This window comes from Oceanobacillus iheyensis HTE831 (genome assembly GCF_000011245.1).
Taxonomy (GTDB): Bacteria; Bacillota; Bacilli; order Bacillales; family Amphibacillaceae; genus Oceanobacillus; species Oceanobacillus iheyensis.
Map to the genome: position 1 here is coordinate 2307665 of NC_004193.1, position 18642 is coordinate 2326306.

An 18642-nucleotide genomic window follows, 5' to 3' on the forward strand; every position below is an offset into this window, starting at 1 on the left:
TAAACTGTCAACAGAATATACAGAATTTTATTAAGTGTTACAAAATTCGACATAGTCAAATAAAAATGCACTTCTTTACAAAAAGAAATGCATTCAAAGAGTATTTTATGATATTTTATGGTAGTAAAAAGAATAGTACACAAAAGTAATGAAAAATTGTACCCGCAATAACAAATAAGTGCCAAATCATATGATGAAATTTAAAACCTCTCCACATATAAAAAATCGTTCCTAATGTATAGCATAATCCCCCTGCGACGAGAAGATACACCCCACTACTTTCTAAGTTATTTGTTATTTGTGTCCATCCTATTACAATTAACCAGCCCATAGATATATATAGTAATGTAGAGGTAAATAGAAACCTTTTTACAAAATATATTTTAAATACAATTCCAAATAACGCTATCCCCCACACCACACCAAATATACTCCAACCCATTGCTCCTTGAATGACTAGAAGTGTAAATGGGGTGTATGTCCCAGCTATAAATAAGTAAATGGAAGAATGATCAAGTATCTCAAATATATCTTTTGCCTTCCCTTTTGGTAGAGCATGTACAAATGTCGAAGAAGTATATAAGATCACCATAGTCGCACCAAATATAGTAAATGTAACAACATGTAATGCTGTTCCATTAAATACTGATGAAACAATCAACACAACTAACCCAGCTACACTTAATAAAGCTGCAATACCATGAGTTATTGCATTTGCAATCTCCTCTCCTTTTGTAAAAATATGTGTATTTGCCAATTTAACCATCCTTCTTTCCAAACAATAATTCATCTACTGTAAAATATTACATGTTCAAAAAAGAAAAAGCGAATAAAATCGTATGTATATTTTTTTCTAATCATGATATACTTTTAATACAGAACATTTGTTCTATATTAAAAGGAGGGTTCGTTCGATGTACCCATTACTTCTTCATTCTTTAAAACAAAGGAAAAAAGTAATAATGATATATATTGATCAGAACGATAATATAACACAACGAACTGTTCAAGTAGTAACGATAAAATCTGATTCGATACTTGCATTCTGTTATTTTCGAAAAGAAATCCGATCTTTTCATTTGGACCGGATATTGTTTGTTGGAAAATCATCTAAGCGAGTGAAGTACGGTGCATAATATGAATGATCGCGGAAGTATAAAATGGACAGCTATGATGCTGCCAGAGCATGTTGAATACCTTAGAAAGAAGAAAAAAGAATCCCAAAAAATATCTAAACCTGTTATTGATGCCCAGCAGCTTGATTATATGGAACAGCAATTACAATTTGCTACTATCAATAATTCCAGTATCACAATTACTTATTATGATGATGGAGAAATGCAAACCACTACATGCCAAGCATCGAATATAAAAGTAACAAAAAAACACCTTCAACTAAATATGGATAATGATACACTAGAATTCCCTCTAAACAACCTTTTGAATATAGAATCAGAGTGAGGTTGAGACAAGAGTATCCACACCAAAAGGAAAAACCGATTGTTCGGCCTTTGAAAACCTACATCAGAAATATTATCCACTTATTGGCTAATGAGCCTCCAAATGCTTATGCATTTGGACGACTCTTTAATCTTTTTTTATAAGGAGTTTTCTTAAGGTTATTCCAGCTATCAATCGTCTTTTTGTTATGGCCAAACCTAGTTATCCAAAAGCCGTATGCTGGAGTAAGCTTTCAATTTCAGTCCAATCATATTCTTCTTCTATTTTTTCTTTAATAAACGACAATATATGAACGGCTTCTATTTCAAAATACAGAATTTGGTCCATAGACGTCATTGGTATATAGGAATCAAATAGCTGAATCCATTTTTTTATTTGATGAACAGGTGCTTCAATCACCTTACTAATTCCCATTAGGCTAATAACATACATGGTTTCCACCAACCTTATACCTTTTACTTATTAGAATGTATATATTGAACAATTCTATACTAGCGTGCAATAGTGGAAGTACCATGTGATAAGTCTAAAAAAAGTAAGTAATTTATATAACAGCTAACAAAAAGAAATATGTACCCCTAGGGATCAAACCTAAGAGTACATATGAAAAACAAATACTATTATTTATCTTCTAGAACTGTTTTCGCAATACCTTCATCTAAATCTTCAAATTCATCATAGGAAATTGTCTGATATAATTCTTTCCTTGTTTGCATTTCAGATAAACCATTTTTTTGACTACCTTCTTTACGAATTAATGAAAAGATTTTTTCATAGGCCTTCGCTGCAACTCGTAAAGATGTTACTGGATAAATAACAATATCAAAGCCCATTTGTTCAAATTCCTCTGCAGTTAGATAAGGAGTTTTCCCAAATTCAGTCATATTAGCAAGTAGTGGTGCATCAATTTTTTCTGAAGCAAGTCGAAATTCTTCTTCATTTTGTAATGCCTCTGGAAATATAATATCCGCTCCAGCTTCTACGTAGGCTTGAGCTCTTGAAATAGCATCATCTAAACCTTCAACTGCACGTGCGTCGGTTCTAGCAACTATCACAAGTGTTGGGGCTACCTCTTTAATCGCAGTAATTTTTTGAACCATTTCTTCTGTGCTTACTAATTGTTTTCCATTTAAATGGCCGCACTTTTTAGGCAACTTCTGATCTTCTAATTGTACTGCCGCCACATGTGCCTCTACCATTTCACGTGCTGTTCTGACCACATTCAAAACTCCACCGAAACCGGTATCTATATCAACGAGAATAGGCAAATTAGTAGCGCGTACAATATCTCTAGCTCTTTCAGCTATCTCGGTTGAAGTAACAATACCTAAATCCGGTAAGCCACGACTTGCGGTATATGCTGCTCCTGAAAGATAAAGAGATTGAAATCCTGCTTCTTTGGCAATCAGTCCGGCCATCGCATCATGTGCACCAGGAATTTGAGCAATTCCTTGTTCACTTACTTGGGATCGAAACTGACTTGCTAACTCTTGTTGTGATATAGGTTGGTCTACTATCCAAGCCATTTATAAGTCCTCCTTAATTTACAAATAAATCAACAAAATCCGTTGTATTCATTTGTTGTACCTCATCAAAATTATTCGTAACCTTCTGTATACGTTCACTCTGTTTAACCGTATATTGAGTAGACAAATTATGCGCATACTTCTCCAAAATCTTAGGTATTGCTTCCTCACGACGGAAACGATGCCCTAATGGATATTCACAATCAATAACATCTGTAGAAGTCCCGTCTACAAAGTGTACTTGTATTGCATTGGCAATGGAGCGCTTCTCAGGATCTAAATAATCCGTTGTATAAGATTCTTTCTCCACAGTCACCATTTTTTCACGTAATTCATCAATACGCGGATCAGCAGCCACATCATCTTCATAATCTTCTGCAGTAATATTTCCTTTTAAAAGACCAATAGCGGTAATATATTGCAAGCAATGATCTCGATCAGCTGGATTGTGTAACGGACCTGTTTTATCAATAATTCGAATAGCAGATTCATGCGTTTTAATCGTTATTTCTTTAATTTCATCAAGACGTCCTATTATCTCTGGATGTAATTGAACAGCTGCTTCAGCTGCAGTTTGCGCATGGAATTCTGCAGGATACGATACTTTAAATAAGACATTTTCCATAACATAACTTCCTAAAGAGCGACTTAACTTCAGCTCTTGTCCTTTAAAAAGAACATCCTGGAATCCCCAACCATTTGCAGTAAGAGCTGTTGCATATCCCATTTCACCTTTGATTGCCATTAAAGCTAATCGAACTGCTCTACTTGTCGCATCTCCCGCAGCCCAGGACTTTCTGGAACCTGTGTTTGGAAAATGACGATACGTACGTAAACTTGAATTATCAATCCAAGCATTGGATAACGCATTTTGTATCTCTTCTTTGGTTCCCCCTAGCATTTTGGTTACAACGGCCGTAGTAGCGATTTTTACATATAAAACATGATCTAACCCAACTCGATTTAAGCTATTTTCTAATGCTAATACACCCTGAATTTCATGTGCTTTAATCATCATTTCAAGTATTTCTTTTACCTTTATTGGCTCTTCACCTTTACTTAATCTTTCTTGGCTCACATAATCTGCAACAGCTAAGATTCCACCTAGATTATCTGAAGGATGTCCCCATTCTGCCGCAAGCCAAGTGTCATTGTAGTCTAACCAACGAATCATTGTACCAATATTAAAAGCACCTTGTACTGGGTCTAGTACATATGAGGTACCAGGAACCCTACTACCATTAGGTACAACTGTACCTGGTACAATCGGTCCTAATAATTTAGTACATTCCGGATAGTTCAATGCTAAAATTCCACAACCGAGTGTATCAATTAATACATGATGTGCAGTTCTATAAGCTTCTTCACTCGTAATTTCTGTATGAACTACATAATCAGCTATTTCTTCAATAATTTTATCTGTTTGATTTATCGTTTTTACTTGTGTCATATAATAAAACTCCTCTCTTATCCCTTAATAATCTTTTCCGATATATTTCACTCTTGGACGGAATATACGATTGTTTGAATGTTGCTCAACGATATGGGCTGCAAGTCCAGCGGTACGTGCACTAAAAAAGATTGGTGTATACAGCGAAATCGGTATACCTAATTTCCAATAAACAGGTGCTGCATAATAATCTAAATTAGGATACAACCCTTTTTCTTTTTTCATTACTTCCTCTCCGGCTTCACACATCTCTAATAAAGTATAGTCATTATCTTTCTCACAAAGTTTTTTTAGTGCTTCTTTTGTAATAAGGGCGCGTGGGTCCATTTTTTTCATATAGACACGATGTCCAAACCCCATAATTTTCTCTTTATTTTCTAACTTTTTATATAGTAATTGTTCAAATTCGTCGGCTGTTTCTACTTCATTTAGCATGTACATAACTGCTTCATTTGCACCACCATGTAAATTCCCCTTTAACGAAGATATAGCTCCAGTTAATGCACCATACATATCAGAATTGGTCGAAGATATTACTCTAGCAGTAAACGTAGAGTTTGGCATTTCATGTTCGCTATAAAGCAACAATAATCGATCAAAAATTTCCACTTGTAAATCTGATGGTTCTTTTCCTGTAATCATGTATAAAAAGTTGGCACTATAAGATAGTTCTGTGGCTGGTTGCACCACTTCTTGATTATTCAAAATTCGATAGCTATTTACTGTAATTGTCGGCAATTGGCCAAGCAACTGATATGCACGATCTTTGTTCGCACTAGCTGAGCGATCTTCGATATTTTTATCGTATCCTGCAAGTACAGATAAAGCCGTCCGCATTCCATCCATTGGATGTGTTTCCTTAGGTAATAGTTTTAAGATATCCAATACTGCTTGAGGAACTTCATAATGATCTTTCAATAATTTCTCTGTTTTTGTTATCTCTACTTTTTTTGGCAGATCCCCTTCCAAAAGTAAATAAAGAATATCTAAATAATCCTGTTTTAATGATAATTCGATAAGATCATGTCCATTAATGATAATTTTTTCCTTTTCAACATCTAAAAAAGAAATTGCTGTTTCCGATGCAATCACACCATCTAAGCCTGGAACAAATTTTTCATCTGTCTTCAATTTCATTCCTCCTCAAATTTATATTGAAAGCGCAGTCAAATAATAGAAAGAATCCTTCAACTATTCTACCTATATTATAATATTGATTAGAAAATTAGAAAAATATATAATATTAATAAATAAACATAAAAAAAATCTATATCATATTCTATAGGGGGATTATTAATGCATCTACAGGATTGGGAAATGTTATCTACTTTATATGAGACAGAAAATATAACGCAGGCTGCCCATCAATTGTTTTTAACACAGCCCACTCTTACATCACGAATAAAAAAATTAGAAGCATATTATGGCATACAAATTATTATGAGAAAACGTAGAGGGATTGCATTTACTCCTGAGGGAGAACAATTGGCACATCATGCTCAACAAATGTTAAGAGAACAGAGAAAAATCGAGGAAAAAATAGACAATATGAAAAATCAAGTTACAGGAACATTACGTGTAGGGGTTTCAAACTTTTTTGCATCCAATAAAATGCCTAAACTGCTTCAATTATTTAAACAAGAATTTCCTGATGTAGAGTGCCAGGTAGTTACTGGATGGAGCAGCGAAATGCATCGCTTGTTACTAAATCATGATGTACATATTAGTTTTATAAAAGGAAATTATCCATGGAAAGAGCGGAAACAATTATTGTATGAAGAAGAAATTTGCATCGCATCCCCTTGGGAATTTACTTGGGAACAGCTACCACAACTTCCTAGAATTGATTATTATACAGATGATCATATGCGAATGCTTGTTGATAATTGGTGGCATCAGCATTATACACAGAGTCCTAATATCACTATCCATGTGAATCAAGTTGAAACTTGCAAGGAAATGGTTGTACATGGCTTAGGATATGCAGTAATAGCTAATTTAGTAGTTAGAAATAACCCAGAATTAATTGTTAAACCAATCATAGATGAAGATAATGAACTAATTAAAAGACAGACATGGATGTATTACCCAGAAGATGCATTACAAATGAATGTTGTTCGTGCATTTGTTAATTTCATTCAGACGATTGATGTTAAGTCCTTATAGTATATTAATTATAATCAGACATAATAAGTCTATAAAAACAACCAAGATGAGACAATGCAAATCTGGATTTCTCAAAATGTATACATTTCGAGAAATCCTATAGTTCATTCTTGTCTCATCTTAGGAATACTATTGTCGGACACAACTAGCTCTTAAACTATAAAATTATTTTCATTCCACCCATTCAGGAATTTGGATACTACAAAGAACATCGACTTCCTTCTCCCGTGTAAACAGATAGGAACTATTTTCTTTTAAATCTTCATCTACAAAGCCTGGGTGAGTCATAATCTCTAAAGATCGAACCTTTTCCTCTTTTAACTGTTCAAACAGATTATCATTAACTCCATCTTGATAAAATTGAACCCATATCTTCTCTGTCCAACATATTTCTGGATAATCCTTTAGCGTATCTGCATACCTTACAGGTACCTCAAATTCCTTCGCTAATTTTATAATAACATCTGTTAATGGTGACCAAGCATGAATGTGATGATGACTATCTATATGGTTAAGTGTTAAACCCGTTTTTTTAAATTCTTCTATTTGAGCTCGCCATTCCTTTTCAACATCAGCTAATGAAGGCGGATCCATTTCTCTGTAACTACTCGTATATCTAAACTTACCATTTGATTGCACTAAAGAAGCAACATCATTTGAAATTGGCCTCCCCCAAGTTAAAACGAGATGAATTCCCACTTTTAAAGCAGGGTTGCTTTTTGCTTGTTCAACAGCATATTCAACAGATAAACCATTCATCATAAGTGTAGTTGATGTAACACATCCTCCTCTATGTGCTTTGATAATACCGTCGGTAACACCTTTCGTTAAGCCATAATCATCAGCATTAATCTCCACCCTCATTGATATCCCTCCATCATTTAATTTGATTCTGGATAAGTTCGTTCTATCGTAAAGTTAGTCTTATCACCACGGAAAAATGACTTTGAAAATTCTATTTTCCTTCCTTCTTCATCTTCTGCAATTGTTTCTATGTAAAAACATGGAAGCCCAGGTTCACATTCAAGATATTTACAAATTTGATCATCTGCAAAAGTTATTTCCATATTTTCATAAGTTTTAGCTATAAAAACATTAAACTTTTCCTTAAGCGATTTATATAAAGAAGTTTCCGCATCTGTGTAAGTAATTCCTGATGCAATGGACCAAGGAATAAACGCAATTTCATACTGCGTTGGCTGACCATTTGCTTTACGTACTCGTTCAATTCGCTGTATTGGGTCTTTTATATTTACATTCAGACTGGAAGTTATCATTTCATCAGCAGCAATAACAGAAATATCTAATACATTAATATCTGACACTTTCCCCTGAACAGCTAACTGATCACTATATCGTTTAACAGTCTGCGTTAATGTCTGCTTCACTTTCTCATCAGCTACATATGTTCCACTTCCTTGCTGTCGAACTAAGTAACCTTCTAGTGTAAGTTGATTTAACGCTGTGCGAACAGTAGTACGGCTTACATTAAAATCTTTGCAAAGTTCTAACTCAGGTGGGATTTTTTCTCCTTTTTTGTATTGATTAGTCTTAATTCGTTGTAACAGCTCCTGCTTAATATAAGCATGTAAAGATTGGTTTTTCTCCATTACCGTACTCCTTTTTCACTGTTTTTATTTAGTTTACAAGATTTAAAACTAATTGACAATAAATTGTGTTATAACAAATTTTATAAATTTGTATGGACAATAAAAAAATTGTATGATACATTTTATTTAAGTTATCGAAACATTTTTAATGTTAGCGATTACATTAATGGTAAAGGAGCACTTAATAATGGCATTAAAACTCGTAATTATCGGTGGTGGTTCAAGTTACACTCCTGAAATTCTAGAAGGGATTATTCAACGACAGGATACCTTTCCTGTAAATGAGATTGTTCTCGTTGATATTGAACCAGGTAAAGACAAACTAGAAACCATAGGAAATCTAGGGAAACGGATGATTCATCAAGCGAATGCGAATATTAACCTTTCTTGGACATTGAACCGTAGAGAGGCATTAGTCAATGCAGATTTTATTACTACTCAAATTCGTGTTGGTGGCCTCCAAGCACGTTCAATAGATGAACGAATCCCCCTAAAACATGGTTTCATTGGACAGGAAACAAATGGCGCAGGCGGTATAATGAAAGCATTTCGAACGATACCAGTATTGATGGAGATTGCAGAAGATGTACAAGAAATTTGCCCGGATGCATGGATTGTAAACTTCACAAACCCGGCAGGAATCGTTACAGAAGCATTATTAAATTACTCTAATCATAAAAAAGTCATAGGTGTTTGTAATATCCCTTTTAATACTCAGCATTCCACTGCCGAACTATTAGATGTGAAACCTGAAGAGGTACTAATTGAATTTATCGGACTGAACCACTTTATTTTTGGAAAGAAGGTGCTTGTATCCGGCAAAGACCGAACGGAAGAAGTATTTGATCGTTTAATACATAGGGAAACCAATTATACACCTGCAAATATAATGCCGTTAGATTGGTCAGAAACATTTATTCAATCAACAAAACTACTACCTAATCCTTATCATCAATATTATTTCCAAACAGAGACGGTTCTTGAAAAAGATTTACAATCATATCAAGAAAATGGTACTCGAGCGGAAGTAGTACAAGAATTAGAAAAATCACTATTCGAATTATATCAACAACCTAATTTAAAAACGAAACCAAAAGAACTTGAAAAAAGAGGTGGAGCGTTCTATAGCAAAGTTGCATGTAGTTTGATGGATTCCATCTACAATAATAAGAACGATGTACAAACAGTGAATACACAAAATAATGGTACGATTACTGATTTACCAGCTGATGCAGTTATTGAAGTTAATTGTGTGATAACCAAAGATGGACCAAAACCGATTTCCATTGGTAAGATTCCTAGCCCAGTAAAAGGGATCATCCAAAATATGAAAGCAATGGAAGACCTCACTATTCAGGCTGCTTTATCGGGAAATTATCAAGATGCCTACAATGCGTTTGTTATGAATCCATTAATTCAAGACGAAAAAAAAGCAAAAGTGTTACTTGATGAACTTTTAGAAGCTCACAAAGCTTACCTACCACAATTTAAACAATAGGAGGAAATAAGCATGAATAACAAATTTATGCAGAAATTCATTGAAATAGCTGGTCGTATTGGTTCACAAAGACATTTAGTTGCCATACGTGATGGTTTCGTTGCTATTATGCCTTTAATTATTATTGGATCTTTAGCTGTATTAATCAATAGTTTCCCAAACTTCGGGAATTTTAGTCTAGTAGAAATGCTAAATGGTATATTTGGTGAAGGTAAATGGCAAGTAGTTGGAGGAAGCATATGGAATGGTACTTTCGCTGTATTAGGACTACTCATATCATTTTCTATCGCATATAATTTAGCTAAGTCCTATGAAATAGACGGTTTGTCATCAGGTCTAATTTCTGCTGCAGCTTTTATTATGCTCGTTCCGACGACAGGCGATGGAGGATTGAATATTGCTTGGCTAGGAGCACAAGGATTATTCGTCGCTATTATTCTATCTATATTAGCAACCGAATTCTTCCGTTTTCTCATTAAGTCGAATATTACCATTAAGATGCCAGAAGGTGTCCCCGAAGGTGTTTCTAGATCCTTTTCTGCTTTAATACCAGCAATTATTATTCTTTTCCTTGTTGGCTTATTCCATGCATTAGTTAGTGTTTTCTCTGGAATTAGTATATTTGAAGTCATATTCAATGTAATACAAGAGCCTCTACAAGGACTTGGGAATACCTTACCTGCAGCCATCGTAGTTGCCTTCTTAAATCATTTATTGTGGTTCTTTGGGCTTCACGGTACCAATATTATTGGATCAGTAATCGAACCGGTATATCTACCGCTGATTGAACGTAATGCAGATTTATTCCAAAATGGTATGTCCGCTTTTGATGTGCCAAATGTAGTAACAAAACCATTTTTAGATACATTTGTCTTTATGGGTGGATCTGGAACAACAATTGCTTTGCTAATTGCCATATTTATTGTTATCCGACATGAAAAAAACCATCCATATCGAGAGGTAGCAAAGTTATCAGCACCAGCTGGGTTGTTTAATATTAATGAACCAGTAATTTTTGGTTTGCCAATTGTATTAAATCCAATCTTTTTAATACCTTTTATTCTTGTACCTGTTACTTTAACCATAACTTCTTATTTTGCTTTGTCTTTAGGTCTTGTACCAAAAACCGTCGCCATACTTCCTTGGACGACTCCACCTATTTTAAGTGGATACCTTGTCACTGGAGGAAGTGTACGTGGAATCATATTACAGCTCATTAACTTAACCATAGCCGTACTATTATATATTCCATTTATTATGGCTGGTGTTCGTTCAATGAAAGAAAAGATCGGAGGGCAAAAATAATGGCCACACAACAGGAAGAATTACAAATGCTTTCATTTCAAATTATATTACATGCTGGAAATGCCAGATCAGAAGCAATGGAAGCATTACAGCTTGCTAGAAAAGGAGAATTTAAAGAAGCAGAATTAAAATTAGAGGCTGCTGATAAAGAATTTACCGAAGCGCATCATATACAAACTTCCTTATTACAGGATGAAGCTAATGGAAACAGCCCTGACTTTTCTATAATTCTTATCCATGCTCAAGATCATTTAATGAATGCTCTTACAGTTAAAGATTTAGCAATCGAAATGATTGCAATGCAAAAACAAATAAAAAAATTGGAGGAGAGATAACATGAAAATTCGTCTCGTATGCTCTGCCGGAATGTCTACGTCCATGCTTGTGAAAAAAATGGAAATTGCAGCAACAGAGAAAGAAATAGAAGCAGAAATTGATGCTATTCCTGAATCACAATTAAAAAATCATTTAACAGATCTAGATGTTGTATTAATAGGCCCTCAAGTTCGTTATTTAGAGAATAAAATCCGTGAATTTGTTGAACCAAAAGGGATTAAAGTAGCCGTCATTGACCAGATGGCTTACGGCTTGGTTCAAGGAGATAAAGTATTAGAACAAGCGATAAAATTAAAACATTCTTAATAAGACTAGTTTCTAAGTGTAATAACAACAAGTTGTAGTTTAGAAGATTCCAGTTGTCCTTTTGGATAACTGGAATCTTCTTACATTTAGCCATAGAAGTTCTAAATTATTTACTAGAAAAAAGAGGATTTTATAGATAAATTATTGAAGTTATATAAAATGGAGGCGATCAAATTGTATGAAAACATATCAAATCATATGAAACGAGTACGTGGAATCACTTTAAAATCTCTAGAAAAAATTCCTGAAGACTTAGCTGATCATATCCCCAACACGTACAAGAATAATATTAGATGGAATTTTGGACATATAATAGTAGTTCAAGAAAAGCTTGTTTTTGGAGTTATGAATGAGAAACTACAAATCCCTACAACCTTTATCGAGTACTTTAAACCTGGTACTAGTCCGAATGATTGGAATGGGACACCACCTAGCTTTAATGAGTTAGCTAAAGAATTAACCCTTCAAATTGATAGAATTGACAACTATGCACCGTATCATCTTGACGAGGCGTTGCCTACACCTTTTATCAATAGTTCAAAAATGCAATTTGATACTTTTTCTGAGACACTATTGTTTAGTTTTTATCACGAAGCTCTTCATATGGAGACCATTAAGCGTATTTATCGACTTGTGAAATAATAGGTTGTTTAATGGATAACTTGGGAAGGAATATAACCAATATAAATTCATGTTGATGAAATAGTATAATTATAGGAGGCTTACTTTGCATATAATCCTTTTTGATGGTGAATGTAATGTTTGTGATTCGAGTGTGCAGTTTATTCTAAAACGAGATCAAGAAGGTGTATTCTCTTTTGCCTCTCTACAAAGCGAAGCAGGTAAATATTTACTAGAAAAATATAACATCCCTCGTAATACAGACAGTATGGTACTTGTAAAAGAAAATAATGATGTCAAGATAAAATCAAATGCGGTACTAGATATTTGTAGAAATTTACCATTTCCATGGAAGTTATTATATTCACTTTCGATTGTTCCATCCTCTTTTCGAGACAAAACTTATGATTGGTTCTCCAGCAATCGATTTAAATGGTTCGGTAAAAAACAACAATGTAAACTCCCTACCCCTGCCGAAAGACAAAGATTTATCGAATCCGTAGAAGATATAAAATAAAGGAATTGAGATATAACAAAATTTTTTCAAAAGAGGGGTGAAAGCTAGCATAAGCGAAGAATTATACGGAGACTCCTTGAAAATCAAAAATCGATTTTCTGCTTGCGAAGCAATGCTGTCGGAGTCTTCCTTGTCCTGTGAGAGGAAGGCCTAGTTGAGGCCCTGATGCATAAGCAACCGGAGCCTCTTCAGCCGCCCACGGGAAGCATAGTATATTTCTGTATCGGGTTTCAAAAGCAAACCATTCGATTCACATTATTTTTTGGGTTTTGGGAACATGATGACATTCCCTTTCTTCTGTTGGTATATTTCTTTTAACATACTAACAACTAATAATCCATGCTCACCTACTAGCTCTAAAAGATAATCGATGCCCTCTTTATCACCAAAAATCCAACGATCTAATTCTTTGTCATCGTATTCTGGATGTGTTAATTGATAATATAAACCTATACGGGTAGATTCATTCATTAAATTGTCATAAGAAGCATTGTAAATATAATAATCATTAAAATGGTTTGTTCGGACTATCCCAAGACCTAACTTTTCAATCCAATCATAGTCCAATTCATGATTCTCTACTCCATATAGTCTTTCCACCCGATTAAAATCAAATTCCGTATGGGTCATTACTTCTATATCTAAATAGTTTTGTAATGCAGCTGCATCGATATAAAACATTTCTTTTCTTTGTTGATTCATCATTTTTCCCCCTTAACGACATCTACTTACTTTAATAGACGGCAAACTATACGAAAAAGAAGCAAAAAAGCCATAGAAAATTCTATGACTTTTTCATTCATTACTCCATGTCTACTTGAAGGTTATTCTTTTTATTACTTTTTGCTTTAATAAAGAATAATATGGTTAAGATTACTGTTAATACAAGTCCAATTATAAAGGATATATTCAAATCTAATTGGAATCCAATCTTCGCATTAAGGATATATACAAGAACCATGTATGTCATAAAAATGGCTGGTACCATGGATACGAAGAAGTTTTTCCCTTTTACATAGAGATACATTGTTGCAATCCATAATGCAAGCATTGCTGTTGCTTGGTTTGCCCAAGAGAAATATCTCCATAGCACATTAAAATCAATCGTAGTTAAGAAGTAGGCGATAACGAATAATGGCATAGCAATCATGAGACGATTAGCAACTTTCTTTTGGTTAATATTTAAATAGTCCGCAATAATAGTTCTTGCTGCACGAAATGCCGTGTCCCCTGAAGTAATAGGTAAAATAATCACACCAATTACCGCTATCGTACCCGCAACAGCACCTAGTAAAGTAATAGCAATTTCACTAACAGCTGCTGAAGCTGTTCCTTCTGCAATAACTTGACTTAGTGTTTGGCCATCAAAAATACTCATCGCTGCCGCTGCCCAAATCATTGCAATAATTCCTTCTGCAATCATCATTCCATAAAATATATATCTCCCCTGTGATTCTTTTTGGGTTGTTCTGGATATAATTGGAGATTGTGTTGCATGGAATCCAGATAAAGCCCCACAGGTAATCGTAAAGAATAATATAGGGAAAATTGGTAAGTTATCAGGATGCATATTTTGAATTGTCAGTTCCGGTATTTTATAATCCGAGAATACTAGAGCTACACCAATTAACACTGTTCCTATTAATAAGATTGCTCCAAAAAAGGGATAAATTCTACCAATAATTTTATCAATTGGTAAGATCGTTGATAGAAAGTAATAGAGTAAAATAGCTGCTAATATATATATAAATGCAACTTGTCCATCTAGTAAAATATCAATCAATGAAGCTGGAGTAGTTAAGAAAACGGTTCCAACTAAGATTAATAAAAGAAGAGAAAAAGCATTAACAATATGCCTTGAAAAGCTTCCTAAAAACTTTCCTGCAAGTTGCGGGATGTGTGCACCACGATTTCGTATAGAAATCATACCAGTTAAATAGTCATGCACCGCTCCTGCGAAAATTGATCCAATGACAATCCATAAAAAAGCAACTGGTCCAAATAAAGCCCCCATAATAGGTCCGAATATTGGTCCTGTACCGGCAATATTTAATAATTGAATTAAAGCATTTTTTTGTTTATGCATTGGAAGGTAATCTACTCCATCATTCTGTGATACTGCTGGAGTTTGTCTCTTATCTGACGGTCCAAATAACTTTTCTATAAATTTTCCATACGTAAAATATGCAATAATTAATAAAATAATCGCTGTAAATAGTGTTATCATGTATATCCCCCATACTTCTCATCTAGTGTAATCGCTTCCATAACACTATTATATCTATAAAACGATAAATATCAATATATTTTCGCTAATTAAATGTATATTCGAAATTATAACCATAAAAAAATCAAGAATAACAAGGACTGTATTCTTGATTACCAAATATTGCTAATACCTGTAGCAACTTCATATTCTAATTTAGGTATGAAAGTCATTTATTTTTTTACTTACACTAATTTGTTCGCGATCTGTAAGTATTTCAATGACAACAGGTGCATGTTTTGCATGTTCGAGTGCTATAGGATAGACATGTTCAAATTCTTGAAAGCTGGTAACTTGATACCCTTTACCTCCAAGACTTTGAATATACGATTTAAATGAAATATTTCCTAAGTCTGTTGCTATTACTTTTTTTGGATAATGTATTTCTTGATGCATTCGAATTGTTCCATACATCTGGTTATTAAAAACAAGACTTAACATACCAACCTTATATCTTACTGCTGTTTCTAACTCTTGTGCAGTCATCATGAATCCGCCATCTCCAGATAATGCTATTACCGTTTTATGTGGACTTGCTATAGCAGCTCCAATTGCAGAAGGTACTCCATACCCCATTGCTCCTGATGTCGGTCCAATATAAGAGTTTTTATGGTTAAACTGGAAATACGTATGTAGCCAACCTGCAAAATTACCCGCATCATTTGTAATAATAAATTCATGGTTTAACTGTTGTTGTAAATAACCTATTATTTTACTTTGAATATCCTGTTTTTGATATAATTGTTTTATCGATTCTTTTTGTTTAGTGTATCTATTCTCTGCCCATTCTTTCCAAATAAAGTCTCCTGAACCCTTTACCTCGTCAATATTAATCGTCTTTAATGCCAATAAAGCTTCTTTGATATCTGCGACAATGCCTAAATCTGGTGAATATATATTTCCTATCGTTTCAAAAGATATATCAATATGGACAAGTCGTTTTTCATCTGTAATAATCGAATAATCCTGTGTCGTAATTTCCGATAATCTTGTACCAAATGCAAAGATAACATCTGCTTCATCTACAGCTTCACGTATTTCGGATGTAATACCTAATCCTAAATGTCCGAGATATAAATCATTATTGTTTGGAAATACATCATGCCTCCGAAAGGCTGTCATCACAGGTATTTGAAATGATTCGGCAAATTCAAGAAGCGCATCTTCAGCACCAGAAAACCGAATACCTCCTCCAGCGATAATCAATGGTTTTTTTGCAATTTGTAAAAAATGCTGAAACATGGATATTTCTTTTATCGATGGTGCCGGACGTGGAATACTCACAGGTGCTCTAAAAGTAAATTCTCCTTGTTCGTAAAGGATATCTTCCGGTAGAGAGATTACTACTGGTCCTGGTCTACCGGTTTTTGCAACTCGAAAAGCTTTAGCTAGTATTTCAGGTATGCGCAGTACATCGGTTATTTCTACCGCCCATTTAGATATTGGACGAAAGAAACTTTCTAAATCCACTTCTTGAAAGCCTTCTCTCCCTCTAAACTTTGTACTTACTTGCCCTAACAGTACAACCATTGGAGTAGAGTCTTGATGAGCGGTATGTACACCAATGGATAGGTTACTTGCTCCCACTCCTCTTGTTGCCATAACAATTCCCGGTTTTTTTGTAGCTTTTGCATATCCTTCTGCCATAAATGCAATACCACCTTCATGACGACCTGAAATGACTTGTATATCTTGCTCATCATAAAGTGCGTTTAATACAGGAAGATAACTTTCACCCGGAACACAAAAAATATGCTTTACTTCTTCTCTTCGTAATCCTTTTACAATAGCTTCTGCCGCATTTAAATCAATTCCATTTTGATTCAAATCACTTTCCTCCATTCAACCAAGAATCAATACGTTGAACTGCTTCAATCAACCTTTCTTCTGGTACTGTTAATGCAATTCTAAAGAATCCTTCACCTTGTTCGCCAAATGCTGAACCAGGGGTTACAATCACATGTGCTTGATCCAAAACTTGTTCAGTAAATGAGCTTGAGGTATATCCCTTTGGAACTTTCACCCATAAAAAAATTGTCCCTTTGGTTTTCTTAACTTCAAAGCCAGCATTCTTTAATAGTTTCCAAGTTTTTAACATACGTTTTTCCATTGTGTGATGAATTGTTCGAATCTCATCTTCACTTTGCTCTAAAGCTTTTATTGCAGCAATTTGAACGGGTATAAATTGGCTGGTATCTATATTACTTTTTAATGTTGCTAACGCTTGAATGACACTTGAATTTCCTACAATATATCCAATTCTCCAACCAGTCATATTGAAATTTTTTGATAATGATCCTAATTCTACCCCTACCTTTTTAGCTCCATCTACTTGTAATAGGCTAGGAGATTTATAGTCAGAAAATGTTACATGATCATAGGCAGCATCATGTGCAATACAGATATTATATTTATTCGCAATTTGTACAGCTTTCACAAAAGTTTCCTTTTGAGCTGTCGCACCTGTTGGATTATTGGGGTAATTCAAAAATAACAGCTTTGCTTCTTCTTTATCTTGCTCACTTAACATTTTCCAATTCGGTTTATATTCCTTATTTTTATCTAACGGTAAATAAACAGCTCTTCCTTGAGTCATATGAACACCCATTTTATAGACCGGATATCCTGGATCTGGCAAAATCACTTTATCTCCTGGATTAATAACGGACTGTATTAAATGAACGAGTCCTTCTTTGCTACCAATCAAAATGAGAATTTCTTCTTCGGGGTCCAGTGTTACATTGTATTTTTCTTGATAAAAAGTAGCTACAGCTTGCCTTAATTCGGGAATACCTTGATATGGAGAATAACGATGTAGATGTCTATTTTTTATATGTTTAGATAATTCCTCAATTATGTACGAGGGGGGAGGTAAATCAGGTGCTCCGATACCTAGGTCGATAACATCGCTTCCCTGTTCCATTAGTTTTTGCTTTTTCTTTTGAATATGAGCAAATAAGTAAGGTGGCATATTTCGAACTATATTCGATTTATATAATGACTGCATATGATCCCTCCAGAGTAATAGTTACTTCTAAAGTATATGTTCATTACGCAATAACCTATGCCTTGTTTATAATTACTCACAGTGTAGCATGTGAAAGGTAAAATATCTATCATTTTTCAGAATTATTATGCAATAATGAGACCCAAGGGCAAATAATCCACCCTTGAGTCGTCTTCTTATCGATCTTCTAAATCATCATCTATATTATTTTCCTCTGCAAATTCTGTTCCGTAGTTTACTCTGCCAGTATTTACAGTATCTTCTTCTACTTCTTCTCCAGCAAATAATGTCGCAACATAATAAACAGCACTAATACCAACTAGACCATAAATAATTCGCGATATTACTGAAGCTTGACCACCAAAGATCGCAGCAACTAAGTCAAACTGAAAAAATCCAATTAATCCCCAGTTGATTCCTCCAATTACTAATAAGGTTAGAGCGATCGCATGCAATGTTCTCATCTTACAATCACCTCCTTATACATAGCATTTGTTGTTTTTATAATTTCATACTTCTTAACGATTATCCTCTTGAAAAAGAGCATACCAATATAAGAAAATTTAAGGAGGT

Annotated in this window: 21 protein-coding genes; 9 read left to right on the forward strand and 12 right to left on the reverse strand. The window is 34.3% G+C overall.

Features of this window, described 5'->3' with window-relative positions; all coding sequences use genetic code 11:
* Positions 1-115: 115 nt before the first annotated feature.
* Positions 116-757: a PAQR family membrane homeostasis protein TrhA gene (locus OB_RS11640; RefSeq protein ID WP_011066657.1), complete on the reverse strand. Its 642-nt coding sequence runs from the start codon at positions 755-757 to the stop codon at positions 116-118.
* A 157-nt stretch (positions 758-914) separates the two neighbouring features.
* Here OB_RS11640 and OB_RS11645 point away from each other — a divergent pair, with 157 nt between their 5' ends.
* The gene (locus tag OB_RS11645) at positions 915-1136 is read left to right on the forward strand and encodes a hypothetical protein (RefSeq protein ID WP_041544235.1); all 222 of its coding nucleotides are present in this window, start codon (positions 915-917) and stop codon (positions 1134-1136) included.
* Position 1137: 1 nt separating this feature from the next.
* Entirely contained in the window at positions 1138-1461 is a 324-nt protein-coding gene (locus OB_RS11650) for a YolD-like family protein (RefSeq protein WP_011066658.1), read from the forward strand.
* 201 nt (positions 1462-1662) lie between these two features.
* On the opposite strand, the gene OB_RS11655 is transcribed toward OB_RS11650, so the two are convergent.
* From OB_RS11655 to mmgD, 4 genes are all read right to left on the reverse strand, one after another.
* The gene (locus OB_RS11655; protein WP_041544237.1) at positions 1663-1893 is read right to left on the reverse strand and encodes a hypothetical protein; all 231 of its coding nucleotides are present in this window, start codon (positions 1891-1893) and stop codon (positions 1663-1665) included.
* A gap of 188 nt (positions 1894-2081) precedes the next feature.
* On the reverse strand, positions 2082-2987 hold the full coding sequence (prpB, locus tag OB_RS11660) for a methylisocitrate lyase (RefSeq protein WP_011066659.1): 906 nt from the start codon (positions 2985-2987) through the stop codon (positions 2082-2084).
* A gap of 13 nt (positions 2988-3000) precedes the next feature.
* Positions 3001-4437 (reverse strand): bifunctional 2-methylcitrate dehydratase/aconitate hydratase, encoded by a 1437-nt coding sequence (locus OB_RS11665; protein ID WP_011066660.1) that lies wholly within the window; start codon positions 4435-4437, stop codon positions 3001-3003.
* Between the two features lie 24 nt (positions 4438-4461).
* Positions 4462-5574: a citrate synthase gene (mmgD, locus tag OB_RS11670; protein ID WP_173338117.1), complete on the reverse strand. Its 1113-nt coding sequence runs from the start codon at positions 5572-5574 to the stop codon at positions 4462-4464.
* A 159-nt stretch (positions 5575-5733) separates the two neighbouring features.
* Here mmgD and OB_RS11675 point away from each other — a divergent pair, with 159 nt between their 5' ends.
* A complete protein-coding gene (locus OB_RS11675) occupies positions 5734-6603 on the forward strand; it encodes a LysR family transcriptional regulator (RefSeq protein WP_011066662.1) in 870 nt (289 codons plus the stop codon).
* A gap of 171 nt (positions 6604-6774) precedes the next feature.
* On the opposite strand, the gene chbG is transcribed toward OB_RS11675, so the two are convergent.
* Both chbG and OB_RS11685 read right to left on the reverse strand, forming a co-directional pair.
* A complete protein-coding gene (gene chbG, locus OB_RS11680) occupies positions 6775-7467 on the reverse strand; it encodes a chitin disaccharide deacetylase (RefSeq protein ID WP_011066663.1) in 693 nt (230 codons plus the stop codon).
* Positions 7468-7484: 17 nt separating this feature from the next.
* Complete coding sequence (locus tag OB_RS11685; RefSeq protein WP_011066664.1) at positions 7485-8213, reverse strand: GntR family transcriptional regulator; 729 nt, start codon at positions 8211-8213, stop codon at positions 7485-7487.
* 187 nt (positions 8214-8400) lie between these two features.
* Between OB_RS11685 and OB_RS11690 the strand changes: the two genes are divergently transcribed.
* The 6 genes from OB_RS11690 to OB_RS11715 all read left to right on the forward strand — a co-directional run bounded on the left by OB_RS11690 (position 8401) and on the right by OB_RS11715 (position 12796).
* Complete coding sequence (locus OB_RS11690; RefSeq protein WP_011066665.1) at positions 8401-9711, forward strand: 6-phospho-beta-glucosidase; 1311 nt, start codon at positions 8401-8403, stop codon at positions 9709-9711.
* Between the two features lie 12 nt (positions 9712-9723).
* Positions 9724-11016, forward strand: coding sequence for a PTS sugar transporter subunit IIC (locus OB_RS11695; protein WP_011066666.1), 1293 nt, complete (start codon positions 9724-9726; stop codon positions 11014-11016).
* Complete coding sequence (locus OB_RS11700; protein WP_011066667.1) at positions 11016-11351, forward strand: PTS lactose/cellobiose transporter subunit IIA; 336 nt, start codon at positions 11016-11018, stop codon at positions 11349-11351. Before OB_RS11695 ends, OB_RS11700 begins: the two co-directional genes overlap by 1 nt.
* Before the next feature lies 1 nt (position 11352).
* On the forward strand, positions 11353-11658 hold the full coding sequence (locus tag OB_RS11705) for a PTS sugar transporter subunit IIB (protein ID WP_011066668.1): 306 nt from the start codon (positions 11353-11355) through the stop codon (positions 11656-11658).
* 198 nt (positions 11659-11856) lie between these two features.
* Positions 11857-12300 (forward strand): DinB family protein, encoded by a 444-nt coding sequence (locus tag OB_RS11710; RefSeq protein WP_231846944.1) that lies wholly within the window; start codon positions 11857-11859, stop codon positions 12298-12300.
* A gap of 85 nt (positions 12301-12385) precedes the next feature.
* Complete coding sequence (locus tag OB_RS11715) at positions 12386-12796, forward strand: thiol-disulfide oxidoreductase DCC family protein (RefSeq protein ID WP_011066670.1); 411 nt, start codon at positions 12386-12388, stop codon at positions 12794-12796.
* A 255-nt stretch (positions 12797-13051) separates the two neighbouring features.
* Here OB_RS11715 and OB_RS11720 read toward each other — a convergent pair whose 3' ends face one another.
* The 5 genes from OB_RS11720 to OB_RS11740 form a co-directional block, all read right to left on the reverse strand.
* Positions 13052-13498: a hypothetical protein gene (locus OB_RS11720; protein WP_011066671.1), complete on the reverse strand. Its 447-nt coding sequence runs from the start codon at positions 13496-13498 to the stop codon at positions 13052-13054.
* Positions 13499-13598: 100 nt separating this feature from the next.
* Entirely contained in the window at positions 13599-15023 is a 1425-nt protein-coding gene (locus OB_RS11725; protein WP_011066672.1) for a carbon starvation CstA family protein, read from the reverse strand.
* Between the two features lie 195 nt (positions 15024-15218).
* Complete coding sequence (locus OB_RS11730) at positions 15219-16889, reverse strand: thiamine pyrophosphate-binding protein (RefSeq protein ID WP_011066673.1); 1671 nt, start codon at positions 16887-16889, stop codon at positions 15219-15221.
* Position 16890: 1 nt separating this feature from the next.
* On the reverse strand, positions 16891-18069 hold the full coding sequence (locus OB_RS11735) for an aminotransferase class I/II-fold pyridoxal phosphate-dependent enzyme (protein WP_011066674.1): 1179 nt from the start codon (positions 18067-18069) through the stop codon (positions 16891-16893).
* A 176-nt stretch (positions 18070-18245) separates the two neighbouring features.
* Entirely contained in the window at positions 18246-18533 is a 288-nt protein-coding gene (locus OB_RS11740) for a DUF378 domain-containing protein (protein ID WP_011066675.1), read from the reverse strand.
* Positions 18534-18642 lie beyond the last annotated feature (109 nt).